General features: G+C 69.9%; 16 protein-coding genes (1 of these 16 cut by a window edge). 6 read left to right on the top strand and 10 right to left on the bottom strand.

What is annotated here, in order from left to right; all coding sequences use genetic code 11:
• Nucleotides 1-36 precede the first annotated feature (36 nt).
• Complete coding sequence (locus ACFQ4H_RS01595) at nucleotides 37-4,053, top strand: S8 family peptidase (RefSeq protein ID WP_377566072.1); 4,017 nt, start codon at nucleotides 37-39, stop codon at nucleotides 4,051-4,053.
• A 107-nt stretch (nucleotides 4,054-4,160) separates the two neighbouring features.
• Here the strand turns inward: ACFQ4H_RS01595 and ACFQ4H_RS01590 are convergent, their stop codons facing one another.
• A complete protein-coding gene (locus ACFQ4H_RS01590) occupies nucleotides 4,161-4,523 on the bottom strand; it encodes a hypothetical protein (RefSeq protein WP_377566069.1) in 363 nt (120 codons plus the stop codon).
• 102 nt (nucleotides 4,524-4,625) lie between these two features.
• Between ACFQ4H_RS01590 and sigJ the strand changes: the two genes are divergently transcribed.
• The 3 genes from sigJ (at nucleotide 4,626) to ACFQ4H_RS01575 (ending at nucleotide 6,176) form a co-directional block, all read left to right on the top strand.
• Entirely contained in the window at nucleotides 4,626-5,525 is a 900-nt protein-coding gene (sigJ, locus tag ACFQ4H_RS01585) for an RNA polymerase sigma factor SigJ (RefSeq protein ID WP_377566066.1), read from the top strand.
• 137 nt (nucleotides 5,526-5,662) lie between these two features.
• Complete coding sequence (locus tag ACFQ4H_RS01580; RefSeq protein ID WP_377566063.1) at nucleotides 5,663-5,875, top strand: hypothetical protein; 213 nt, start codon at nucleotides 5,663-5,665, stop codon at nucleotides 5,873-5,875.
• Nucleotides 5,859-6,176 carry a hypothetical protein gene (locus tag ACFQ4H_RS01575; protein WP_377566059.1) on the top strand — a complete coding sequence of 106 codons (318 nt, stop codon included), beginning with the start codon at nucleotides 5,859-5,861 and terminating at the stop codon, nucleotides 6,174-6,176. Before ACFQ4H_RS01580 ends, ACFQ4H_RS01575 begins: the two co-directional genes overlap by 17 nt.
• Nucleotides 6,177-6,214: 38 nt before the next feature.
• Here ACFQ4H_RS01575 and ACFQ4H_RS01570 read toward each other — a convergent pair whose 3' ends face one another.
• Complete coding sequence (locus ACFQ4H_RS01570) at nucleotides 6,215-7,159, bottom strand: AraC family transcriptional regulator (protein ID WP_377566056.1); 945 nt, start codon at nucleotides 7,157-7,159, stop codon at nucleotides 6,215-6,217.
• 34 nt (nucleotides 7,160-7,193) lie between these two features.
• The gene (locus ACFQ4H_RS01565) at nucleotides 7,194-7,520 is read right to left on the bottom strand and encodes a cupin domain-containing protein (protein WP_377566053.1); all 327 of its coding nucleotides are present in this window, start codon (nucleotides 7,518-7,520) and stop codon (nucleotides 7,194-7,196) included.
• 235 nt (nucleotides 7,521-7,755) lie between these two features.
• Here ACFQ4H_RS01565 and ACFQ4H_RS01560 point away from each other — a divergent pair, with 235 nt between their 5' ends.
• A complete protein-coding gene (locus ACFQ4H_RS01560; protein WP_377566052.1) occupies nucleotides 7,756-8,706 on the top strand; it encodes an NAD(P)-dependent oxidoreductase in 951 nt (316 codons plus the stop codon).
• 35 nt (nucleotides 8,707-8,741) lie between these two features.
• Here the strand turns inward: ACFQ4H_RS01560 and ACFQ4H_RS01555 are convergent, their stop codons facing one another.
• Nucleotides 8,742-10,442 carry a tetratricopeptide repeat protein gene (locus ACFQ4H_RS01555; protein ID WP_377566050.1) on the bottom strand — a complete coding sequence of 567 codons (1,701 nt, stop codon included), beginning with the start codon at nucleotides 10,440-10,442 and terminating at the stop codon, nucleotides 8,742-8,744.
• Between the two features lie 738 nt (nucleotides 10,443-11,180).
• Here ACFQ4H_RS01555 and ACFQ4H_RS01550 point away from each other — a divergent pair.
• The gene (locus ACFQ4H_RS01550) at nucleotides 11,181-12,245 is read left to right on the top strand and encodes an NAD(P)/FAD-dependent oxidoreductase (protein ID WP_377566047.1); all 1,065 of its coding nucleotides are present in this window, start codon (nucleotides 11,181-11,183) and stop codon (nucleotides 12,243-12,245) included.
• 13 nt (nucleotides 12,246-12,258) lie between these two features.
• On the opposite strand, the gene ACFQ4H_RS01545 is transcribed toward ACFQ4H_RS01550, so the two are convergent.
• The 6 genes from ACFQ4H_RS01545 to ACFQ4H_RS01520 all read right to left on the bottom strand — a co-directional run.
• Nucleotides 12,259-13,134, bottom strand: a complete 876-nt coding sequence (locus ACFQ4H_RS01545) for a TauD/TfdA dioxygenase family protein (protein ID WP_377566044.1) — start codon at nucleotides 13,132-13,134, stop codon at nucleotides 12,259-12,261.
• Nucleotides 13,135-13,158: 24 nt separating this feature from the next.
• Nucleotides 13,159-13,755, bottom strand: a complete 597-nt coding sequence (locus tag ACFQ4H_RS01540) for a hypothetical protein (protein WP_377566041.1) — start codon at nucleotides 13,753-13,755, stop codon at nucleotides 13,159-13,161.
• 61 nt (nucleotides 13,756-13,816) lie between these two features.
• A complete protein-coding gene (locus ACFQ4H_RS01535; protein ID WP_377566039.1) occupies nucleotides 13,817-14,884 on the bottom strand; it encodes a GSCFA domain-containing protein in 1,068 nt (355 codons plus the stop codon).
• The gene (locus ACFQ4H_RS01530; RefSeq protein WP_377566036.1) at nucleotides 14,881-15,654 is read right to left on the bottom strand and encodes a thioesterase II family protein; all 774 of its coding nucleotides are present in this window, start codon (nucleotides 15,652-15,654) and stop codon (nucleotides 14,881-14,883) included. Before ACFQ4H_RS01530 ends, ACFQ4H_RS01535 begins: the two co-directional genes overlap by 4 nt.
• Before the next feature lie 70 nt (nucleotides 15,655-15,724).
• A complete protein-coding gene (locus tag ACFQ4H_RS01525; RefSeq protein ID WP_377566034.1) occupies nucleotides 15,725-25,084 on the bottom strand; it encodes an amino acid adenylation domain-containing protein in 9,360 nt (3,119 codons plus the stop codon).
• Nucleotides 25,084-25,348, bottom strand: partial view of a non-ribosomal peptide synthetase gene (locus tag ACFQ4H_RS01520; RefSeq protein ID WP_377566031.1) — the 3' end only. It continues 3,794 nt past the right edge of the window; the window shows 265 of its 4,059 coding nt (coding positions 3,795-4,059); the start codon falls outside the window, past its right edge — the gene reads right to left on this strand; it ends in the stop codon at nucleotides 25,084-25,086. The genes ACFQ4H_RS01525 and ACFQ4H_RS01520 overlap by 1 nt, the downstream gene beginning before the upstream one ends.

The following is a 25,348-nucleotide window of genomic DNA, read 5'->3' as shown; positions in this document are numbered from 1 at the left end:
CTCCTTCAATCACCCCCTGGATTTGGAAGGATCGAGATGAGACCTCGTCGATGGCGTCTACGCGCCTCGGCCGTGGGCCTGCTCTCGCTGAGCATGCTGGCCCCCACCGGCCTGCCCAGCTTCGCGGCGCCCACCGTCGACCCGGCCGGGTTGGCTCCGAGCCCGGCCACCGGCCCGACCCTGACCACCAAACCGAGTCTGACCACCAAACCGAGTCTGACGGTCAAGTCAGCCCAGGTCACGCTCATCACCGGTGACGTGGTGACCGTCGGGATCAACTCCGACAACTCGCTGACCACGACAGTGACCTCGGTGGCACCGCGAAGCGGCAGCGTGCCGCCAGCGTTCACGACCGTCAACGACGGGGACGCACGGTACGTCTACCCGTCGGACGCGATGGGGCTGGTCGGTGCCGGCAAGCTGGACCGCCGGCTCTTCGACGTCAACTACCTGGTCCGCAACGGCTACACCAACGACGAGCTGGCCGGGTTGCCGATCATCGTCCAGTATCCGCCGCCCGCCGAGAACGCCCGGACCGTGCAGGCGCCCGACCGCAAGGCCGACGCGCTGCCCGGCACCTCGACCCCACGGGCGCTGACCAGCATGAACGCCGCAGCGACCACGGTTGCCCGGGCGAAGGTCGCGCAACTGTGGGCCAGCCTCGCCGGTACGACCCCGGCAGCCGGTCAGAGCGCGCGGACGACGGCCCCGACCACCCTCGACCAGGGGGTGGCCAAGATCTGGCTGGACGGTCGGGTCAAGGTCTCGCTGGATGTGAGCGTGCCGCAGATCGGAGCACCGACGGCGTGGCGGGCCGGCTACGACGGCAGCGGTGTGAAGGTCGCGGTGCTGGACACGGGTGCCGACCTGAACCACCCCGACCTGGCCGGCAAGATCTCCGCGTCGGAGAGCTTCGTCCCGGACGAAGAGGTGCAGGACGGACACGGACATGGCACCCACGTCGCCGCCACGATCGCCGGAACCGGCGCGGCCTCCGGTGGCAGGTACCGGGGTGTTGCCCCCGGTGCCCAACTGATGGTGGGCAAGGTTCTGGCCAACGGCGGGTACGGCACGGACTCGTGGATCGTCAGCGGCATGGAGTGGGCCGCGGCCAGCGGCGCGGACATCGTCAGCCTGAGCCTCGGCGGTGGTGACCTGCCCGGCCTGGACCCGAAGGAGCAGGCGGTCAACGAGCTGTCCGCCCGGTACGGCACGCTGTTCGTCATCGCGGCCGGCAACTCCGGCAGCGGCGAGCGGACCGTGCAGAGCCCGGGTAGCGCGGCTGCGGCGTTGACCGTCGCCGCGGTGGACAAGCAGGATCAGCTCGCCAGCTTCTCGTCGCGGGGCCCGACCCTGGAATACCTGGCCAAGCCGGACATCGCCGCGCCGGGCGTGGACATCGTGGCGGCCCGCGCGGCCGGCACCCGGATGGGGACTCCGGTCGACGACCTGCACACCTCGGCCAGCGGCACCTCGATGGCGACCCCGCACGTGGCGGGTGCCGCCGCGATCCTGGCCCAGCGGCATCCGGACTGGACCGGTGCGCAGCTCAAGGCGGGACTCACCGAGTCCAGCGTGGATACGCCGGCCGGCGTGCTGGAGGAGGGGGCCGGGCGGGTCGACGTCGCCCGAGCGGTCACCGCGACCGTACGGGGCACCGGCAACATCGACTTCGGTCGGGTGCAGTTCCCGCACGACACGCCGGCCAGCCGGACGTTGACCTACACCAACGACGGTGACGCCCCGGTCACGCTGGACCTGGCCGCGTCCGTCCGGTCCCGTAACGGTGCCGCACCGGACGGCACCCTCACCCTGGACCGGACCAGCATCGAGGTCCCCGCCCACGGCACCGCCACGGTCACCGCGAAGCTGGACCTCGGCACGAACGGCCGCCCCGACACCTGGTACAGCGGACTCATCACCGCGACCGGGACCGACGGGACGAGCGTGCGTACCACCGTGGGTGGTTTCAAGGAGCCCAAGCGCAGCAGGCTCACCGTCAGGATCAACCCGGCCCCGCACATGACCGGGCTACAGTACGGGGGCTTCGCCAACCTCCGGGTCGACGACCGGTACGACCTCGACCACGGCATCTCCTACGAGGGTGGCCCGGAGAAGTCCTTCGAGGTGCTGGCCGGCCGGTTCAGCGTCAACGGGTACGTCGGCTGGTACGACGCTGACAGCACGTGGAACGCCCTTCCGATCACCGCGCCCGAGGTGCTCGTTGACGGCGACACCACGGTCACCTTCGACCTGAGCCGGGCCAGCGCGTCGAAGGTACGCACGCCGAGGCCGTCCTACGAGTACCAGGTGGAGGGCGGTTACCAGCGTCGGGGCGCCGACCAGCGGCTCTGGGTCTACCTCGACACCGGTGTGCTGCCACACGGAAGCCGGCTCTGGACGCTGCCCACCGACAGGGCCACGATGGGTGACTTCCGGGCGCAGAGTCAGCACCTGCTCGGTGTGGCACCGGTCAGCATGACCGCCGACGGCCTGTCCCTGCACCCTCGGTACCAGGCGGTCGACCCGGCCATCGGAATGTTCGACGGAAAGCAGCAGCTCACTGCGATCGACGTCGGCTCCGGTACCACCGAGGACCTGTCCCGAGTGGATGTCCGGGGCAAACTGGTACGGCTCGACCTCTCCGACCTGTGTCCGACGCCGGCCTGCGACTATGCCGCCCACGCGCGGGTTCGGGCGACGATCGACGCCGGGGCCGCGGCGGTGCTGTTCCACGGCGCGGTCGGCCGGGCCATCCTGCAGTACTGGACGCCGCAGAATCAGCCGCTCGGCCCCAGGTACGTCCCGGTGCTGAGCCTGCCGGTCGACGAGGGGCGCGCGCTGGCCGCCGCCATCGCCACCCGGCCGGTGACCATTACGGCGACGGGTGAGGACAACTCGCCCTACCTCTACTACCTGAAGTTCTACCACCACGACCAGATACCGGCCCGCCCCGACCTGTCGGTGAACAGCCGTAACCTGGTCGAGACCGACAACCGGTTCCACCGGGACACGCCCGAGCCGATGCAGTACCACAGCTGGTACGCCAGCAACGCGCAGTCGGACCAGAGTACGTTCATGTTGCAGCAGTTCTCGACCGGCGTTTCGACCCGGACCGAGTATCTCGGCCCGGTCACCGACGACGTCACCTTCTCCCGGGGCAGGCAGCTGATCCGGGCCGACGAAACCGGCCGTCACCTGGGCATTCCCGAACGGTCGGGGCGGGTGTACGCCGAGCCGGGCCGGTACACCTACCGCTGGGGCCAGCAGCCGTTCACCGTCGGCGGTACCGCGATTCCGCTGGACCAGCGGCAACCGGGAACGACCAGTTGTGACGACTGCCGGGTGGGCGACCTGCTCCAGGCCACCCACTTCACCCGCAACGGTGCCGGGGTGGCCGGCCCGCGCACCATGGGCATGGACTACAAGACCGGGGCACCCACCGACGAGACGCTGCGGATGTTCCAGGGCGAGCGGGAGGTCCCGTTCAAGCTGTACTGCGGCAACCTCATCTTCTTCTGCGCGCTGTTCCCGACCTTTGCCATGCCGGCCGAGCCGGACACCTACCGGATGACGAGCCGGTACCACAGCCCGGTGGAGCTCCAGCGCTACGCGCGGGACATCGACACCGAGTGGACGTTCCGGTACCAGCGGCCCGGTGCCGGGGACCAGCAGGCATTCTGCATGATGGGCATCTTCTGGCAGAGCCCCTGCTACCCGGCCAGCAAGTTGTACCTGGACTACGACGTTCCGCTGGAGTTGGACAACACCGCCAGGGCGGGTAGGCCGCAGCTCATCTCGTTCTCCGGGTACACCGAGTCGACCGGAGACCCACGGGTACGACTCACGTCGCTGACGCTCGAGGTCAGCTACGACAGCGGTGCCACCTGGAGGCGGGTGCCGACCGTACGGACCAACGGGAACTACCGGGCGGTGCTGCTGCACCCGTCCCTGGGCAGGACCGACGGCACCGTTTCGTTGCGGGTCGACGCGACCGGTGCCGACGGCAACACCATCAAGCAGACCATCAAGCAGGCCTACGGTCTGCGTTAGGCGGTACCCCTAACCGGTGCCCGGTCGGGTTCACCCCGGCCGGGCACCGGCCACGACAAGTCCGCCAGGTGAGCCCAGTCGATCCCGGTATACCCCCGTATCGGGCTTCAGCGCCGCGCCAGCGCCAGCACGCTCAGTCCGAACATCAGGACACCCAGGGGGAGATGGACCGACGGTATGTGCGCGATGCCGAGCACGACCTGGACCGAGGCGAGGACAAGGAAACCGGCGGCGTGCCAGACGGGCCGGGGTGAGCCACCGCCCGGCTTCCACGCCAGCACCGCCGCGAGCACGTACAGCATCGACGCTCCGTACATCACGCGGGCTCCGACACTGTGCAGCGTCTCCCCGTAGGACGAGGTCAGCAGCAGTCCGGCGGAGACCGCCTGAAGGAAGATGGTCAGGGTCTGCAGGGTGATCGCGATCTGCAGAAACGAGATTCGGCGCTGTGTCGTTGCCTGGATTGCCATGCCACGGTCCCTCTTCCGCCCCGAGGGGCAGTAGGTCGATAAGGTTTCACCAGCCCGACGATGCGGGCCTGCGAAAGGTAAGGCGAGGAGGCGACCGGGAGCATGGGGTCGGCTGGGACGAGCACCGACGCGATAGCCGGTGAGCGGCGCCAACTGATCAACGTCGCCTACCGGTTGCTCGGTTCACTGGCCGAGTCCGAGGACGCCGTACAGGAGGCCTACGCGCGCTGGTATGCGCTACCACGAAGCCGGCAGGACGAGATCGCATCCCCCGGCGCCTGGCTGACGACGGTGACCGGCCGCATCTGCCTGGACGTGCTCGGCTCGGCGCGGGCCCGACGTGAACGCTATGTCGGCGCGTGGTTGCCCGATCCGCTACCCGACCACGCCGCGTTGGGCCACGGCCATGGTAACGATCCCGTCGACCAGCTGGTCCTGGACGAATCGGTGACCATGGCCTTCCTCGTCATCCTGGAGGCGATGACCCCCGCCGAGCGGGTGGCGTTCGTACTGCACGACGTCTTCCGGTACCCCTTCGCCGAAGTCGCCGACATCGTCGGCCGGACCCCTGCGGCCTGCAAGCAGCTCGCGGCCTCGGCCCGGCGGCGGGTGCGCGTCGCGTCGGCTCCGGTGACGGCGACCGGGCAGGCCGACGTGGTGCGGAATGTCAAAGCGGCATGGGAGACCAGGGACATCGCGGCCCTCGTCGACCTCCTCGACCCGGCCGCCGTGCTGACCGCCGATGGCGGCGGCATGGTCGGTAGCGTCCTACGCCCGATCGAAGGCGGCGCGCGCATCGCCCAGTACATGGTCGCGATCGCCGACAGGATTCCGGGGATCGAACTCCTGGAGCGGTCGGTCAATGGTGTGCCGGGCCTGGTGGCCCAGCAGGCCGGCACCGTCACGACCGTGGCCTCGTTCGATGTCGCCGGCGGTCGCGTCACCCGGATCTGGGTGGTCCGCAATCCGGAGAAGCTACGGCCGTGGGGGCGGGACGGCTAGCTCCTGTCCGGTGAGTCGTGCAGCCGGTCGGACCTGCCGGTACGGCGATCTCCCGTGCTGTGTGCGTGAGCATGTGGCCGGTACCGGCCAGTCGGTCGTTCTGGAAATCCGTTCGAATACCCGGCTACGCTTCCTCCATGATGGACGGTCACCCAGCGGTCGTCACCGGTGCAGACCGTGACCTGCGGTTCACACAACGGAACCCGGCCGCCGCACGGTTCATCCACGCGTTCGCGTACGCCGGTCACCTGGCCGCACCCGCCCGGCAGCTGGCCGCCGCGAAGGATCCCAAGTTCGAGGCCAACCCGTACAGATGCGAGCGGAGTAACGAACATGAGCCAGCAGGGTGACAAGCCGACCTGGCCGGTTGGCGTGGCGATGGTGGCCCTCATCGTCAGTGTCATATTCCTCTGTAGCGGACTCTTCCGCCAGCCCTGGAGCGACGAGGTCGACTGCGGCGGCAAGACGATGGAGCCGGGTGACACCTGCGTGTCCTCACGGGGAGGATCGCAGTCCTACGACGAGAGGGTCGAGGTCCGGGAGAACGGTACGTGGATGCTGATCCTCGGTCTGGTGGGAGTAGGCGGCAGCATCCTCTTCTTCGCCGCAGCCGGCCGGCGCGGCGACGGAGAGGACACCCGGAGCGAATAGCCGCCTCTGGGTGACCTGTTCCGCCCCTGTTCAGGCGGTCACTCGCCGGGGCGGAGGAAGGCCGGGGGCGTCGCAGCGCGTACGGAGGCGGCCCAGGCGCCGGGAGGCAGGCCGTACGTTCTCTTGAACAGGCGCGTCAGGTGGGCTTGATCGGCGAATCCCACCATCGCGGCGACCACGGCCAACGGGTGGCCAGCGCGAATCAACCGACGTGCCATGTCGAGTTGCCGCATGGTGCGGTACCGCGTGGGGCTGGTGCCGAAGGCCGCCCGGAACTGACGGGCGATGGACCAGCGATCCAGGCCGGCCACCACCTCGAGATCCGCCGCGCGGTGCCGGACGGTGGGTTGTTCGGTCAACATGCCGCGTACCCGTCGTATCGCGTCCATGTCGAGAGCGAGCCGGCCGGACCGGACGGGTCCGGCGTGCCTGCGCAGCGTGTCGGCGATCGCGGTGGTGACGTCCACGACCTCGATCTCGTCCGGTGGCTCGTCGATGTGTGCCAGGAAGCCCTTCAGCGCCGGGGACATCGCCGCCGCCCGGATCACCGGGTCTGCGACGAACGGCAGTGGTCCACCACCGAGCGCGTCCTGGACCAGGGCCGGATCCAGGTAGATGATCCGGTAGCCGAAACCGTCCTCGGTGCCGGCGGCCCCGTCGTGGAGTTCGTCCGGGTGGAGTACGTGCCACTCGCCGGGTAGGCAGTGTCGTTGCTGGCCGCGGTACCTGAACGTCTGCACCCCGGTCAGGGTGACGCCGACCGCGTATCTGTCGTGGCGGTGCGGTGAGAATGCTTCGCCACGCAGCGCGGCTTCGAGACGCTCGATGCCGGCAACGCTGGCACCGAACCGGAACCGACAACCCGGTGCCGGTAGAAGACCATCGGGTACGGGTGCCCGACCGCCGCCCGTCCGTAGCTGATGGCGCAGAAGTTCGGCTTCAGTCGGGTCGCTGCTGTCCACCTCGACCTGCACCCTGGTCACGTTATCGAACCGGCCGCACACCCGGCCAGCAGCATCAACGGGGTGTTGCGGTGCCCTCCGCCGGACCGAAGACCACCAGCACCGTGAGATCTTGAGCGATGTCGACGAAGCGATGCTCCTCGCCCGCGGGCACGAAGACGACACTGCCGCGAGCGACGTCGACGACCTCGTCCGGTGTCCAGAGCCGGCCCCGACCGTCGAGCACGATGTAGATCTCGTCCTCGGTGTGGGGTTGCTGAGGATCGTGCGCCCCGGCTGGAAGTGAGTACGTGCCCAGGCTGAGGCAGGGCACCCGCAGGTGTTCGGCGTACGTTGCTCCGTCGGCGACGTGGTATGCGCCGGCCTGGGCGATGACCCTCATGGTGTGCTCCGTCCTGCGGGCGGTACCTCGGACCTGAGTCAGTCATCATGCCCCAACCCCGGCGACCCGCTCCCGTCGGAGCCGGGGCGGTGATGATCGGGCCGACGGTGGCGGACGTGGTTGCACAAGCCTTCAAGACACTCCCGTGGCGTCGTGGCTAACTCGAAGCAAGCCGCCATCAGCTGCGCTTCTACCGCTGACCTGGCACGGCGGCAGGGCGGAGGTGAGTGGCGCGATGGACACGGTGGGATTCATCGGCCTCGGGGTGATGGGCCAGCCGATGGCCCTCAACCTGGCACGGGCGGGAACGCCGCTGGTCGTATGGAACCGGACGGCATCGCGTTGCGACCCGGTGCTGGCCGCAGGTGCCCAACTCACCGGCGGGCCGGGCGAGGTCTTCGAGCGCGCCGACGTGGTGTTCCTGATGCTCGCTGACGAGCAGGCAGTCGATGCCGTACTGGGCCGGGGAACGCGGGACTTCACCACCCGGGTACGGGGGCGCATACTGGTGCAGATGGGCACCTTCGCGGCCCAGTACTCGCGCGATCTGGCTGACGAGGTCATGGCCACTGGCGGCAGCTACGTCGAGGCCCCGGTGTCCGGTTCGCGGGGACCCGCCGAGGCTGGCCGGCTCATTGCGATGCTGGCTGGCAGCGATGCCGCGATCGAGCGGGTTCGTCCGCTGCTCGCGCCCCTCTGCGCCGAGGTGGTCACCTGTGGCGAGGTGCCCTCGGCGCTGGTGATGAAGTTCGCGGTCAACCTGTTTCTGATCACCATGGTCACCGGTCTTGCGGAGGCTTTCCACTTCGCCGAGGAACACGGCGTGGATCCCGGTCTGTTGGAGCAGATCCTCGATGCGGGACCGATGGCCTCACTGGTGTCGCGGACCAAGGCCGACAAGCTGGTCCGGGACGACTTCGAGGTGCAGGCCGCAATTGTCGACGTTCTCAAGAACAACCGTCTCATCGCAGCCGCTGCCCGTAGCCGTGGCACCGCTTCTCCACTGCTGGACGCCTGCCACGCCCTGTATGCCGAGACACTCGCCCTGGGGTACGCGAACGCCGACATGGCCGGGGTGATCTACGCGCTACGGACCCGTACCCGCTCCGTGAGCGTGACCCGGTTCGACGAAAATCCTCCCGCAGACGGTGGGCCTTCTGACGCGTCCAAGGGCTCGCGCCGCTGAGGGATTGGAACGCCCATTCCTGTCGGTGTCCGTCACTACGCCATGGCGCGGCGGCACCGGGCCAACTCGGCGCGCAGGTCACGGCGCAGTGACCGGTCCAGGTCGGGCTGGTCGAGGGCATGGGCGAAGTCACGGGCGGCCTCGTCCCACCGGCCCAGTCGCATCAGCGCGGTTCCCCGGTTGTACCGGGGCTCAGGTGCCGTCGACAACGCCACCGCCCGGTCGAGGTCGGCCACCGCTGCGGTCACGTCACCCCGTTCGAACCGGACCGCGGCTCGGTTCGTCCACGCCTCGACCAATCCCGGATCCCCGGCCAGCGCCTGCGTGAGTAGTTCGTCGGCCTCGGTGAGGCCGCCGTGCTCGGAGCGGATCAGCCCGAGGGTGCACAGCAGTGCCGGTTCCTGCGGGGCAAGGGCCAGGCCGGCCCGCGCCTCCGCTTCGGCCACGTCGAGCGCACCGCGCTCCATGTGTAGGTTGACCAGGGCGATCCGGGCGTCGAGGTGTCGGGGATCGATGGCGAGCACCCGGTTCAGGTCGTCGCGCGCCTGCTCGGAGCGACCTCGCTCCTGCTGGAGTACGGCCCGGTTGTAGTACGCCTCGGGCAGGTGCGGTCCCAGGCGGATCGCGGTGTCGTAGTCCCGGATCGCGGCTCTGGCCCGGCCGGCTGCCCGGTGCAGGGCGGCCCGGTCCACGTAGTACTCGCAGTTGTCGGGGTCGTGTGCGATCACGGTATCGAGCTCGGCCAGCGCCCGCGCTGGATCACCCATGGCCAGGTAGACCTGTGCCCGGTTGTGGCGTAGCCGGGCCACGTCCTGCGTGCGCTCACCGGGGCCGAGTACCGCCATCAGTCGGTCCAGCCCGTCGTCGATCAGCCGTAGCGCGCGGGCGGGCTCACCTGCCTTGCTGTCCAGCAGCGCCAGGCCCTGCTCGTAGAAGACGGTGGACACCACCCGCTGCCGTGAGTCGCTCAGTTCGGTGGTGAGGTGGAGTGCCCGTTCCAGCAAGTGTCGAGCCTGCGCCGGGTCCTGCCCGGCCGAGGGCAGGTGTCGGGTGTACAGCATGGCGGTGGAGTATGCGGCCGACGAGTTGATTTTCGGGTCGTCGGTGACGGTGCGCACCTCGTGGTAGAGGTCGAGCGCCTCGGCGGCCTGGTCCAGCGCCACCAGGGCGGTTGCCAGACCGGTCGTGAACGCCCACCAGTTCCGCAGGTCGTTCTCCGGTGTCACCATGGCGCGCCCGCGTCGGGCGAGTCGGGCCGCATGGTGGTAGAAGCCCCGGGCCAGGCTGTCCCCCAGGGCCGTACGCACTGCTTCCGGCGTGGGGTCGGCCGCCACCGGCCGGTGGGGACCGTCCTCGCGCAGGTCCAGCCGCAACGGGGTCGACCCGATCCTGCGGGTCAGTACGTCCAGCAGCTCACGGGTGGTCTCGTCGGCGTTGCCGACGTGGTCGAACCGAACCGTGACCGGTTGCCGGAGTGCATCCGCCCAGGCCGCCACGAACTCCGCCGCACCGTAGGCCAGGTAGGCGGTTCGTCGGGCGGGATGGAACCGGATCGGCTCCTCCTCGGCAGCCGGTCGTGCCGTGCCGTCGAGTTGGGGTGCGATGGCATGCAGTTCGACCATGTGCCGGGAGGCGAGGCGGGGATGCTCGGCGGCGATCCGGCTGAGGAAAGCCGAGACCCCGGCGTACGGCCCGTGGTCGCGGTGGCAGTCGTAGCTGCCCAGTTCACTGTTCAAGGTCGCACCCGTGTTTTGGAAGGGGCGGGCACCCGGGAGCGCCCGCCGTATCCGGACTTACCAGCACCACTCGAACCAGAGCCGGCGGGCACCGGACACCAGGCGCAGCGCGCTCGCGCGGCGGACGGTCATCTTCCTCATAGAGCACCTCCTTTGTGGATCACCAAGGACTGCCCCAAAGGGTAATGCCGATCTTCAAAAATATGAAGACGTTCTTAATTGCGGCGACGCGGTTACGCTCCGCGATCTGCGTCCATTGTGGGTGGTATATGACAAGAACGCGCTACGCGATTTTCGTACGCCATTATTTGGCGACATCCCCCGGGTCGGACCGGGTCGGCGGGGGTGTCGTAGCTGGTCAGTGCCGGTTGTCGACCACGGGAGTGGCGGCTGGGGACAGCCTGGGGGACGACGGCCCTGACCGGGATGCAAGCCACGGTACCCAGTTTTTGCGCTTTAATCTGGACAACTCTGCCCCGGGGCATCGCGTTCATTTCACTGATCGGGATGAACGCCGCTTTGGCAACGATCAAAACATGCTCCTCCACCACGCTCATCTCCACCGACAACCGGCGAAGCGGTACGTAGGTCCTGATACCGATCTGTCCCGGGAGTCCCGCGACCGGGTGCCGGCCGAGTTGCTCTTTCCCGGTGCCAGTCTGCGGTGGGACACTGAGCCGTGTTGATCGACGACATCCAGAGACCTCTGGGGCACCATGACGTCGGACCGGCTCTGCGATGATCGCCGGACACTGGGAGGTCGTCGTGGTCGGCGGCCGGATCGCGGGGGCGTCGACCGCCTGGGCGCTCGCTCCGTACGCGGAAAGGGTCCTTGTCGTGGATGCCTCACGCGCCTCCACCTTCTGGCCGCAACAGTCAACCTGGGACCGCACCGGCAACCTTGCCTGGTCCGAACTCGGTCTCCTGGACACGGTCCTGGCCTGCGGCGCCCCCCGTACCTACGGCGACACCTACCGGGTCGGCGACGACGTCGTCGAGCGCGAATACCCACGGGAGGACGAGTACTCGTACCGGATGAGCGTGTCCCGTGAGGTACTGGATCCGGCGCTGCTCACCGCGGCACAGAGCCGGGGGAATGTCACCGTCCTGCGTCCCGCCAAGGCGCGCGACATCGCAATCGACGACGGCCGGGTGCGTGGGGTGACCATCCAGCACGGTGGCATCGACAGCGAGGTCACCTGTGACCTGCTGATCCTCGCCGACGGCCGGTTGTCCCGCAACGCGGAGCGGGTCGGTGCGACCGCCTACCGCGTCGTCGAGTCGCCCTGGTTCGCCCTTCTCGCCTACTACGAGAACCTGCCACTACCGACCGACCGCTCGTACTTCTCGCTACAGGACCGCAGCGTCCTCATCTCGACACCGTGCGGGGACAAGCAGTGGTGTATCGCCCTGGACCTGCACCAGAGCCTGATCGACGAGATCGGCCAGCATCCGGTGCGCTCGTACGACCGGATGGTGCGTGCCGATCCGCGCCTGGGGCCGGCCATCGTCGCCGGACGGCGGACCACCTCGATCGGCGGTGCCGGCAGGATGCGCATGATGCGCCGGCCGATGTCCGGCCCAGGCTGGTGCCTGGTCGGTGACACCGGCTACCACCTGGACCCGGTGACCGCCCAGGGCACCCGGGCCGCCCTGGTCACGGCCCGGATCCTGCGCGACCGGATCGCCGCCGCCGGACGCGTCAGCGGCGCGGACCTCACCGGTCTGACCGACGAGCGCGACGCCGCACTCGAGGAGGACTGGGCCTACACCGAGCAGATCGTGGCCCCGGGGCAGAGCTGATGGCTGGAGCCCGTCACGCGACCGGACGGCTCCCGTTGATGGTGACCCGCTGGCCGTACCGTGAATGCGGATAGTAGTCCCACACGGCGTGATGCTGTGTGCAGCGATTGTCCCAGAACACCAGTGTGTTGGGCGTCCACCGGACCCGGCAGCTCAGGATGGGCTGGTTGGCGATCAGGTTGAAGAGCAGGTCGAGCAGTGCCCGGCTCTCCTGTCGCGACAGTTGCACGATGTGCGAGGTGAAGCCGGAGTTGACGAAGAGCAGCTTGCGGCCGGTCTCCGGGTGGCGTACCACGACCGGGTGTTCGCTCTTTGGCACGACGTACTCCGGCGGCGGCGTGTAGCCCTGCCACGGGATCAGGCCGTCGTGGACCGCGGTCAGGCCGTCGAGGAACGTACGCATCGACGGCGACAGCATCTCGTAGGCCAGGTGCATGTTCGCCCACAGGGTGTCGCCACCGCTGCCGATCTCCGGTGTCCTGGTGACGTAGAGCATCGAGCCCAGTGAGGGCTCAGCATCGGCACTGCCGTCGGTGTGCCACTCCTCACCGGCCACGAACCGCGAGTCCTTGCCGGCGCTGATCTCGAGGATGGCCGGGTCACCACCGTCGAGGTCGGCCAGTGGCTGTAGCCGCAACTCACCGAAGTGACCGGCGAACCTCTTGTGGTCCTCGGCCGACAGCACCTGGTCGCGGAAGACCAGCACATGGTGGGTGAGGAAGGCCTGCCTGATCTCGGCCAGTTGCTGGTCGGACAGCTTGGTGGAGAGGTCGAGGCCGGAGATCTCCGCGCCGATGACCGGGGACAGCGGCTGGACCGTGAACGTGTCGTAGTTCGGTTGCGGTCGGGTCGTCACCCGCTCGACGGCGGTCAGTACGTAGTCTTCCATCTCGTTCCCCTCATGGATTCTTCTTCAGAGTCCCCGAGCCAGCAGGTCGGCCACGATCAGCCGGCCGAAGGCAAGGTTGCCGTGGATCGGATCGTGTGGTTCACAGAACGCGGCACGTTGCTGGCCCGTCGCGTCGGTGACTCGGGCACGCAGATCGACGATCTCCACGCCGAGTACGACGAGCGCACGGCGGATGGTCTCCTGTGCCGCCATGAAGACCATCGGGTCGGACATGCCCGGAACCCGCTGCGGCGGCATCACGGCTAGGACCCGTAGACCCAGGTCGACGGTGTGGCGATAGAAGGCCAACGCGTCGCGGGCCATCGCGCACACGATGTCGTCGAACAGCCGGCTCGCCAGGAAACCCGGCAGGAACCGGCCGTCACCGTCGCGATAGACGTGCCAGTTCTCGGTGGTGGCGAAGAAATGGGCGCTGAGGCCGAAGGTCGATACCAGCGGGATCGTGAGCTGGTCGACGTCGGTCACGGCCAGGTCGGCAAGGAAGCCGCGATATAGACCGTCCACCTTGGCGTCCCGAAACACCAGGCCGTCGTCGCGTACGTCGAAGAAGCCGGCGTTGAAGTCGCGTCCCGAGCCGATCGGGCCGCCGACGAAGGGCACGCCGCCCGCCTTCGCCGCCCGACCGATCGGTCCGGCGTGCGAGTCACCCAGCAGCAGGAACCTAGCCGGCGTTGTAATAGTCGAGGACGGCGTCGTCACAGAGCAGGTCACCCCCGTCGCTGGCTTCGGTGGGGCGGGTCGGCCGGGTCCCGGTGCGAGGGAGTGGACCTGCTCCGGCCGCTCGCCGCTCGATCGCGTCGAAGAAGTGGCGCATGACGAAATCGACCCCCTCGGAGGTCACGGTGCGCAGGTTCGGCGCGAAGAAGACCCCTCTGAACGGAAAACCGGTGACGATCTCGTACGAGGGGAAGTAGTCGACGTACTCGAACTCCTGGGCCAGCTGGCCGGCTGCCGCCCGTAGCACCGACTTCGAGTATGTGGTGGCGGTGAGTGCATGCTCCCCGGTCGCCGTTGCGGTCAGCGGTACCGGTGACACCGTCAGTAGGACGGTTAGGCGCGGGTTGACGGTGCGGGCCAGCGCCACGGCCACGGACAGGTCACGGTGCACCTCGGCGACCGTGAAGTTGCGGAAGATGTGCCGATCGGCGTCGAAGGTGCCGTGACGGGTGCCGGGGCAGACCGGATAGACGGTGCCGGCGTCCCGGTCCTGCCAGGCCTCGGTCAGACCGAGGGTGAAGATGAGACAGCCCGCTTCGACGATCGCGTTACGGATCGCCGCCAGGGTGACCTGGCGCGCGGCCAGTGCCGCCTCGGCCGAGGGGTGGCCGTCCGGATCCACGGCCGGGCGGTACGGGTCGAAGAACCGCCCGCCCTCGCTCCAGATCTCGTCGGGGGCCGCGACGTCGTCCAACGCCCAGGACAGCCATTGTCGCAGGGCGGCGGCGGTGTAGATGTTGCCGGTGCGGAACGAGAACGTGCCGTAGTGGCGGGCCCGGCGCTCGGCCGCGGTCAGCCCCGGTGGAGGCAGCTCGACCTCACGCCAGTTCATCCCGTGCTCGAGCAGGGCCGGCCCGATGTGACGGGCGAAGCAGGAGCCGGCGGTGAGGACCGGGTCGTCCGGACCGATGGTGAACTTCGGCGTCCACAGCTCACCGACGGCCAGCATGTCCGGCTCGGCTACGGCGGAGCGCCAGAACGACCGTCGGGGCAGGGACTGGTAGGGATTCATCGCGTAGTCGTGGGGTCGGCAGCCAACGCGGTCGCCAGCAGCGCGGTGATGGTGGCCTGGTGGGGGAAGAGGAAGAAGTGGTCGCCGGGGAAGACGTGCCGGCGTACCGGCTGGCTGCTCTCGTACGACCAACCCGCCACGCGCGTGGGCTCCACATGCGGGTCCCGGTTGCCGAGCAACAGATGGATGGGCAGATCCAGCGGTGCTCCGGGCCGGTAGGTGTAGCACTCGTCCAGGGCAAGGTCGGCGCGCAGCCCGGGCAGCAGCAACTCCATCATTTCCCGGTCGTCCAGTAGTTCGGTCGGGGTGCCGCCGTAGTCGCGCAGGGCCTCGACCAGCTCCGCGTCGGGCAGGTCGTGCAACGGGTGCACGACCGCCCGGGTCTGCGGACCCTCGGCACCGGCGACCCACAGGCTGTCCGGTGTGGGCAGGCCGTCGCGGCGTAGGGCGCGTGCCACCTCGAAGGCGACGAGGGCACCGAGGCTGTGCCCGAAGAGGGCGAAGGGTCGATCGACGTGTTCGGCAACCGCCTCGGTCAGCTGCGCGACCAGGTCGTCCAGATCGTGCGGCGGCGTCTCGAACAGCCGGCCGCCCCGGCCCGGTAGCTGGGCCACCCACAGTTCGACATCCCGGCCCAGCAGCGGCTGCCAGGGCAGGAAGGCAGCGGCATTGCCACCCGCGTACGGGAAACAGAACAGCTGCACCGACGCGTCCGGATCGGACGTGCCGCAGAACCACGATTGGCTGATTCCCTCGCTGCGCTCGGTCATGCGTCCCCTCGCTCTGCTCGGCGGCCGCATGACTGTGACCTGGGTTGGCTGATTCCCTCGCTGCGCTCGGTCATGCGTCCCCTCGCTCTGCTCGGCGGCCAAGCAACGCCTTGTTGATGCTCTCGGCCACCGTATGGACATGTGGCGGCGCGACGATGCCGTAGTGCGTGGTCTCGACGCGATGCCATGCCGCCAGCCCGGGTAGGTGAGCCTGCCACTGCCGGGCCTGCGCCTCGGGCGAACCGAGCATCGGTAGGCCGGTCGTCGGGCGGCCCGCCAACCACAAGCGGCTGGGCGTGCCGGCGAGCTGCGGCGGAGTGTAATTCGCCATGCTGGCAAGATTGGTTCGACAGCAGCGCGCCAACCCGTCCACGTACGCCTTGGCCGCGACTCCCGAGCCCGTCACGGTCCCCAACTCATGGGCGAAGAGTGCCTGGAGCTGCTCGTCGTCGTACGTCTGGAAGGCCGGCCCGGCGTCGGGCGGCGGCGGATCGAGCAGGTAGAGCTCATCCACCGGCTGGCCGGCCCACTCCGCCTCCGCCGCCATCGCCAGGGCCACCCAGGCGCCGAAGGACCAACCGGCGAGCTGCCAGTGCCACTCGCCCTGTGGGAAGCGAGCCCGCAGCGTGGTGCAGTAGCGTGCGGCCCTTTCGTCGAGCGACCAGACCGGAAGGTCGGAGCGGGTCAGTACGGGGTCGGCGATGAGGCACACGGTGAGCCCCGGATCGAGGGCCGACACCAGTGACCGGTACGCCTGGATGTCGCCGCCGACCGGGTGGACCAGGCAGAGCAGTGAACGCCCGCCACCCGCCTGCCAGACCTCCAGCGGCACGTCTTCCGTAGTGGTGCCGTTGCTGCGGCCCGCCTCACCGAGGAGGCCCAGCACCTCGGCCAGGCTCACCTGGTGGCTCAGCTGGGACAGCGCGAGACTGATGCCGAAGCGCTCCTTCACCTCGTCGAGCAGACTCAGCAGCAGCAGGGAGTCGGCCCCCAGGTCGTAGAGGGAGCTGGCCGGGTCGAGCCGGTCCACCTCCAGCCAGTGACACAGCCAGCCGGTGAGTTGGTGGGCCGCCGTCTGCGACACCACGCCGGCCGTCCGAGACACCACGCCGGCCGTCTGCGGTAGCGCGCCAGGGGCCGGCACCGTGGCGGACGCCGCGACCGGCGCTCCGGCCGGTGGAGCGTAGAAGTTCCGTGCCTGGTCCAGCGCGGTGGTGGAGACCATCAGGTGGGGCAGACGCAGCCGCAGGGCATGTGCGAACAGCCGCTGGCCCTCGGTCACGGACAGGCCCACCGTCAGGTGTGCCTGGTGCCGGGCGTCGGCGGGCAGGGCATCCCGGGCGATGCCGACCTCGCGCCAGATGTCCCAGTCGACGACGATCCGTAGCGTGGGTTCGGTCGCCGCCGCGCGGTAGTGGGCGAATCCGTCCAACAGTCCGTTGCCGGCGGCATAGTCGAGTTGACCGACGCCACCGAGCTGCGCCGACATCGACGAGCAGTAGACCACGAACGCCGGCCGGTAGTGCGCCACCAGACGCTCGGCCAGCAGGGCGCCCTGCACCCTGCCCGTCGTGGCCAGCCGCATCGCGGCCGCGTCCCGTCGGGCGATCAGCCCGCCGGCCGCGACCCCTGCGGCATGGACGATCCCGTCGATCCGCCGGGTGTACGCGTCGAGCCGCGCCACCATCCCGTCGGGTGTGGTCCCGGTCAGTTCGGCCTCGACGAGTTCGACGCGATCGGCCCACGGGGCGAGGACGGTCGGTAGCCGGCCCCGCCGTGCCAGCAGGATCACCCGGCAGTCGCCCTGCTCCAGTAGCCAGGCCGCGATGCTCTGCCCGATGCCGCCGGTGCCGCCGAGGATGAGGTAGACGGCCGCTCCGGTCGGTAGCGGGTGTGGTGCGGTCGTGGCCGGTGGGCGTACCGGCAGCAACGCCTGCTCCCACCAGTAGCCCTCGTACAGTGCGAGCCGCCGCGGTGGCTCCGTGTCTGACGGTGGCGACAGCGCAGGGTCCGACGACAGGGCCGGATCCGTGGTGGCCAGTAACGCCGACAGCGCCGGAGCCCATTCCACCAGGTCGGGGCTCGGTAGATCCACCCAGCGGCTCTCGACGGCGCCTTCCTGGGGTGCCACCTCACAGGCTCCGGCCAGCAGGCCCAGTTCGGGTCGACGTACGCCGCCGGCGACCGGTTGGGCCTGATGTGACAGCCACCAGACCCGTACCCGGGGACGGCCGGGCAGACCGGGCACGGCCGCCAGCAGCGCGGCCGGTGTGTCGACACAGGCCCAGTACGCGCGCGTCACCGTGTCCCCGTCGACTGGTCCGTCGACGGACAACGGGAGCGCATGTATCCAGTCGACGCCAGTGTGGACGTCGTCGGTCAGGGCACCGAGCAGTTGACGTAACGAGTCGGGGTCGGCCGGGTCGACCCGGTAGGTGTCCCGCGTCAGTTGGGTGAAGCAGTCGGCGGCGGTCACGGTCACCACCCGCGCGTACGCCGTTTCGAATGCGCGTAGTGCGGCCGAGGGCGGCGGCTCGGTTGCCAGCAGCACCAGCGTCGCCGGTCGGCGTACGTCGACGTCCCTGCCGGCGTGTCGCCACCGTACCCAGTGCGGCTGGTGCAACCAGCCGGATTCGGGTAGCCGCGCCGGCCACCGCTGGTCCGGCGCAGTTGCTGGTGGTGGCTCCGACCCGGACGTTGGTGCGGCGCGGGCGAAGTCGTAGTCGGCCAACTCGAAGGCCGGCGGTGGGAAGTCCCAGGGTGCCTGCGCCGGTCCGGACGGCCACCGGATCGTCCGTCCGGCCAGCCAGGCGGCGGCCAGTTCCACCGCCGTCAGTTCCCCGGCCCGACCAGGGCCGCCCACGTTCGTCAGTTCCATCGGCGTGCCCTCGCCAGTGGGCATGACCTCGACCGGGGTCGCGGTGCGCAGCCAGGCGACGGCCGTGTCCGCGTCGGCGCACACGGCGGCCATCCGCCAGCGCCCCGACGGCCGGCCGGCCTGTAGGTGGCGCAGCACCTGGCGGTAGGTCTCGGGCCGGGCTGTCAGGTAGTCGGCGATCCGGCCGGCGTCGGCCCGCAGGCTGGTCACACTGCTGCCGGAGAGCACCATGACAGGTACGGCCGCCCCGGAAACCACCGGCTCAGCGATCACAGGCCCGGCGACTACCGGCTCGGCGGCTTCGAGGACCAGGTGGGCGTTGGCGCCACCGATGCCGAAGCTGCTCACCGCCGCGACCCTGGGGCGTCCGTTCGGCCAGGGTCGGGCCGATGTGGGTACGTAGAACGGTGTCGGATCGGGGTCGAGCCGTGGGTTGAGGCGGCGGAAGTCGACGTTGGGCGGAATCAGCCCACGGTGGATGGACAGTACGGCGCGGACGAGGCCGATCACTCCGGCCGCTGCACCGAGATGGCCGATCTGGCTCTTCACCGACGTCAGCGCGCAGCGGCCGGACTCGGTCAGGTCGAATGCCTGGCGAAGCGCCGCCACCTCGACCGGGTCGCCCAGCTCAGTGCCGGTGCCGTGTGCCTCGACGTAGCCCAGGTCGGTGCTGTCGCGACCACTACGGGCCAGCGCGGCGCGGATCACCTCGCGCTGACCGGAGACCGAGGGGGCGGAGTAACCGAGCTTGTCCGCTCCGTCGTTGTTGACAGCCGAACCGGTGATCACCGCGTAGACGGTGTCGCCGTCGCGCCGGGCCAGCCGCAGGGGCTTCAGCACCACCACACCGACACCGCTGGCACCGATGGTGCCGCTGGCATCGTCGCTGAACGGCCGGCAGTGCCCGTCCCGGGAGAAGATGTGTTGCGGACGGTATCGGTAGCCCTCGCTCAGCAGCGTGTCCACCAGTACCCCGCCGACCAGCATCACGTCGCTGTCGCCCTGACGCAGCAGGCCGGCGGCGACGTGGACCGCCACCAGCGAACTCGCGCAGGCTGCCTGAACCGTGAACGTCGGGCCGGTCAGGCCCAGGTGGTATGCCACCTTCGTGGCGAGGAAGTCCTTGTCGTGGTGCAGCGCCAACTGGAAGCTGTCCGGCAGTCGGGTCGGGTCGCCCTCGCGCAGCATCGCCTGGAAGTACGTGTTCTCGCCGCAGCTGGCCAGCAGGCCGATCCGCTCTCCGGCGGGGTCGGCGATGCCGGCGTGTGCCAGTGCCTCGACGCAGCTCATCAGTAGGTGGCGTTGTTGCGGGTCCATCAGCCGTGCGTCGGAGCGGCTGATGCCGAAACGTTGGGGGTCGAAGGCCAGCAGCCCGGCCATCTGGCTGCGGGCACCGACCAGGCCATCGGCGGCGTCGAAGTGCTCGATGCCCCGCTCGCCGGCCGTCACCAGGGCCCAGAAGGCAGCCAGGTCGGATGCGCCGGGCAGCCGGACAGCCATCCCGACGACGGCGACCGGCTCGCTCGTCGGGTCCGTGACGGTCGGCCGGTCCGACAGGTCAGCGGCGATCGCGTACCGCCCGGTCGTCTTCGGTGCCGGTTCGACCATCTCGGCCGAGCCAGCCGTTGCCGTCGCCGGTTCCGTCACCCCCGGCCGCCCGGCCAGGAAGCGGGCCAGGCGGCGGATGGTGACGTGTTCGAAGAGGTCGGGAATGGTGAGCGGCAGCCCTTCGGCGGCACAGCGCAGGTGGAACCGCATCAGGCCAAGACTTCCCGCGCCGTTGTCGAAGAAGCGTTGATCAGGCCCGATGGATGTCCCGATCGTGTCCTCGAACAGCTCGGCCAGCCGTGCTTCCAGTTCGGACAGGACGGGGACCGGTTCGGCGCGGCGTGGGCGCAACTCCGTACCCGGGGCGGTCAACGCCCGGCGGCGGTCGAGCTTGCCGCTGGCGGTACGTGGCAGCTCTGTCAGCCGCCGGAAGCGGTCGACGCGTACATAGGCGGGCAGCAGTTGAGCGAGATGCCCGACCAGGTCCTCCGGATCCGGTGGGTCGGCCCGGAACTCCAGGCAGGCGACCAGTTGCTGGTCGTCGCGTACCACCACGGCGTTGACGATCGTCGGGTGGCGCAGCAACGCCGCCTCGACCTGGCCCAGCTCCAGCCGGTGACCACTCACCTTGACCTGCTGATCGTCGCGGCCAAGGTAGTGCAGCAGCCCGTCCCGGTCGAACCGGGCCTGGTCACCGCTGCGGAAGAACCAGCCGAGGCCGGGTAGCTCGACGAACCGGGCCCGGTTGAGCGCCGGGTCACCGAGATAACAGGGCGCGACCAGGTCTCCGCCGATCAGCAGTTGCCCCGGGCAGTCCGGCGGCACGACCTCGTCCGCCTCGTCGACCACCCGGAGCCAGGTGTTGGCGATCGGGCGCCCGATGGCCGGGCGGGTCGGCCATCCGGCCGGGTCACCGTCGAGGCAGAGGCTGCTGACGACGTGGGTCTCGGTCGGACCGTAGTGGTTGAACAGGCGCGCGCCGGGTAGCCCGGCGAACCAGCGGCGGATGCTGTCGGTGCACACCAACTGCTCGCCCGCGGTGACCACCTCGCGCAGCCGTGACGGGTACCGGCCCAGGCGGACCCCGTGCTCGGCCAGGAGTTGCAGCGCCACGTACGGCATGAAGATCCGCTCGATGCCGGCGGTGTCGAGGTGGTCCAGCAGCGCCGGCAGGTCCTGCCGCCACCCGCGCCGGGGCAGGTGCAGGGTGCCGCCGCCGCAGAGCGTGCCGAAGATCTCCTGGAAGGACACGTCGAAGGAGAGCATGGAGAACTGCAGGGTGACCGCCCGGCCAGCGAGACCGCCGGACTCGCCCTGCCATTGGAGCAGGTTGCACAGCATGGCGTCGCTGACCCGTACGCCCTTCGGTGTGCCGGTCGAGCCCGAGGTGAACAGCGTGTAGAGCGGGCGGCCGGCGTACGACGGCGCGGGCGGCGTACCGCCCCGGGACAGGGTCACCTGGTGGCGGGGGAAGCGGCCCCGGTCGATCACGTCGAGGGCGGCCTCGTCGCCGGGTGACAGCAGTACGCACAGCGGCTCGACCTGGTCCAGGATCTGGCGCAGCAGCGCCGGCGGGTAGGCCCGGTCGAGCGGCACGATGGTGAGGTTGAGCCGGGCCAGCGCCAGCAGCGCCACCACATGCTCGACCGACGCCTCGAAGTACAGCGCGACGCTGCCACCGTCCCCGGTCGGCACCGGATGACGCTGTGCCAGTTCGGCCGCGAGGGTCGAGGCGTACCCGTCGAGGTCGGCGTAGCTGAGGCTGCGATCCTGGCACACCAGCGCGGTCGTGGTCGGCGCCGTGCGGACCCGCCGGGCGAAGCCCTCGGCCACCGTCGGGAAGGTCGACGGGGTACGGTCGCCCCGGCCGTGCTCGGGCAGCCCGCTCCGGTACGGCCGTACCAGGTCGGCCAACGTGCCCGTACCGCCGTCGGCCAACGCGTCCAGGGCCTGCCGGAACAGGTCGGCCACTGCGGTCACGTCACCGGCGTCGAAGTGGTCTCCGGAGTATTCCCACAGGCAGTCGAAGCCGGCTCCGTGCTCGATGACCAACAGCGTGAGCGGGCACTTGGCCTCGGTCGGGGCCAGCCATACCGGACGCGACTCGCAGCCGGGCAGCGCCAACGCGGCGAAGTCGGTGTTGTCGAGGACGAAGAGGAAGTCGAACAGGGGCGCGTCGGTGCCGAAGTCGTGGTCGTCGACGACGTGCGCCAGCGCCACGTCCTGGGCGTCCAGCACCGTACGCATGGCGGCGGCCTGCCGCAGCAGCTGTGCGCGTAGTTCCTCGCGCGGTGCCAGTGCCAGCGGCAGCAGTACGGTGTTCGCGAACATCCCGACGCTGGCCTCGAAGTCCCGTACCGGCCGGTTCGCCACCGGGCTGGCGACGCGCGGATGGGTGCGGCCGGTCACGCCGTAGACGGCCCAGCTGAAGAGGGCCAGCAGCAGATGGAAACGGGTCAGCCCCAGCTCGGCACCCAGGCGGTCGAGCGCGCTGCGGCGTACCGGGTCGATCGAGGTCTGTAGCAGCTGGTCCCCGGTCCCGGCCCGGTCCCGGATCGGCCGCAGTGGCGGGGCGACCTCGTCCACCCCGGCGTAGTGGGTCCGCAGTGCGGCGCGCTGGGCCAGATAGGCCGGCTCGGCGAACCAGTCGGCCTGCCAGGCGGCGTAGTCGAGCGGGGTCGGGACCCCGGCGGCGGGGTCACCGTCTTCGACGACGACCGCTCCGGGGTGCAGCGCCGCCGTGTAGTCGGCGGACAGCGTGCGGAACAGGACGTTGAGCGACCAGCCGTCGACCGCGATGTGGTGCAGGTGCAGGAGCAGCACACCGCCACCGGCCGAGGCCAGCCAGTGGGCCCGCAGCATTCGCGGCTGCGCCAGGTCGAAGGGGACGGCGAACAGGGTATGGGCCCGTTCCCGCCAGTCCGGCTCGTCCCGACCCGGGTCCGGGGCGCGGCTGGGCGGGGCGGGTTCGGTCCACGGGTCGTACGGCTCGGCCACCACCTGCCGCAGCCCCTCGGGTGTGGTCCGGAAGGCGGTCCGCAACGCCGGATGGCGGGCCACGGACCGGCGTAGTGCCTGCCGCAGCGCGGTGACGTCGATGTGACCACGCAGCTCGAAGGCGAGCCCCACGTGGTAGGCACCGGACCCCGGTGACCGCTGCTCCAGCAGCCACAGTCGCTGCTGTTCGGAGGTGGCCGGTGCCGATCGCGCCCCCGTCGGGGCGGCCGGTGCCGGATACGGTGAACCGGTCGTGGCCCGCGACCCGTCGATCGCGGCGGCCAACCCGGCGAAGTCCCCGTGCAGGACCACCGCCTGTGACACCTCGCCACCCCAGCGCCGCTGGATCTCGAAGCGGAGCCGCAGCGCCTTGAGCGAGTCACCACCGTTGGCGATCCACCGGTCGCCTAGCCGCAGGTCCGGTACGCCCAACACCTCGCCGGCCAGTTCCAGCACCTCCCGCTGCCAGGCGGTGGTGGACGAACCGGCATCCCCGTCGTCGCGTCGCCAGGGCGGGTCGTCGCACCGCAGCAGCGTCTCCTGGTCGACCTTGCCGTTCGCGTTCAGCGGCAGCGCCCCGACCCGGTGGACCCGGTGTGGACGCAGGTACGGCGGCAGGGTCGCGGCCAGGTGCCGGTCGAAGTCCACGAAGGACAGCTCAGGGTCGACGACCAGGTACGCCAGTAGCTCGTTCGTCCCGTGCACCGGGTCGCGCCGGGTGCACACGTACGCCTGCCGTACCGCCGGGTGGGTGACGATCTGCCGTTCCACCTCGCCCGGCTCGACCCGGAAGCCCCGGACCTTGACCTGCCGGTCGACCCGCCCGACGTACTCGAACCGGCCGTTACCGTCACCACGCACCAGGTCGCCGGTGCGGTAGTAACGGTCGGCGGAGCCGTCCAGCCAGGGCAGTCGTACGAACCGGGCAGTGGTCTCCTCCGGCAGGTTGCGGTAGCCGGAGGCCAGGGCCTCGCCGCCGAGGTAGAGTTCGGCCACCTCGCCCGGTCCGGCGACGCGGGTGCCGTCGACCACCCCGAGTGCGTCGGTTCCCGGCAGTACCCGGCCGATCGGCACCACCTCGGCGTCGAAGTCGCGTGGAATGGGGTGGCACAGGGCGAACGTGGTCGCCTCGGTGGGCCCGTACACGTTGTAGAGCCGGGTGGCGCTGGTGGCGTTGTCGCGGTACCAGCGGCGGATCAGCCGGGCGTTGAGCTGCTCGCCGCCGACCAGCACCTGGCCGGCTTCGGCGAAGCAGTCCGGCACCCTGTCGACGACCGCGTTGAACAGCGCCACCGTGATGAACAGCGTGTCGATCCGCTCCCGGCGCAGCGCGGCGGCCAGCAGGTGCGGCGTGGCCACCGTCTCGTCGTCGAGGACGACACAGCAGCCGCCGGTCAGCAGCGGTACCCAGACCTCGAAGCTCAGCGCGTCGAACGCCGGGTTGGACAGATTGGCATAGCGGACCGCCCCGGTCAGCTCGATGTATCCCGGCTGGGCCAACCGCAGGATGCCCGCGTCGCGTACCTCCACGCCCTTGGGTTGGCCGGTGGTGCCCGAGGTGTAGAACAGGAACGCGACCGGCGCGGGGGTGACCTCCGGGACCGGATCCGTGTTCGTCTGCAGCAGTGTGTCCACCGGTAACGGCTGGATGCCGTCGGGGAGGTCACCGGGCGTTCCCGGGCCGTGGACCAGCGCCACGGCCGCCGAGTCGAGCAGCATGTGACGTTGGCGCTCGGGTGGGCTCTGCCGGTCCAGCGGCACCACCGTCGCGCCGAGCCGCAGGATGCCGAGCATGGTGCAGACCAGTTGCCAGCAGCGGGGCAGCCGGACCGCGACCGCCTGCCCAGGGCGTACCCCGATCGCGTGCAGGGATCGGGCGACGGCAGCGCTGGCGGCGGCCAGGTCGGCGTAGCGCAGGCGTCGGTCCCCGTCGACCACCGCGACCGCGTCGGGCGTACGGCGGGCCTGGGCGAGCACCGCGTGGGCGAGACCGGGAACGTGCGCCATCACGCCTCCCGTACGGCCGGTGCCATCGGACGGGCAGCCCGGATCCGGTCCAACTCGTCCTGTAGCAGGGCGGCCACCTGGAGCACCTCCGCGCTCTCCAGGATGTCCCAGTGGTCGCAGTGCACCAGTTTCAGCCGGAAGTCGGTGCCACCGCGGCGACGCCAGAAGCCGCGGACCTCCTGCAGGAAGTCCTCGGTCCGCCCGGCGGTGGCCTGCAACAGGACCAACCGGGCCGGTGACGGCAGGGTGGGGTAGTCGCGCATG

Source organism: Micromonospora sonneratiae (assembly GCF_042679305.1).
In the GTDB taxonomy this organism is placed as follows: domain Bacteria; phylum Actinomycetota; class Actinomycetes; order Mycobacteriales; family Micromonosporaceae; genus Micromonospora_H; species Micromonospora_H sonneratiae.
Note: the sequence above shows the minus strand (reverse complement) of the source record. Positions and strands in the feature narration are given on the sequence as shown.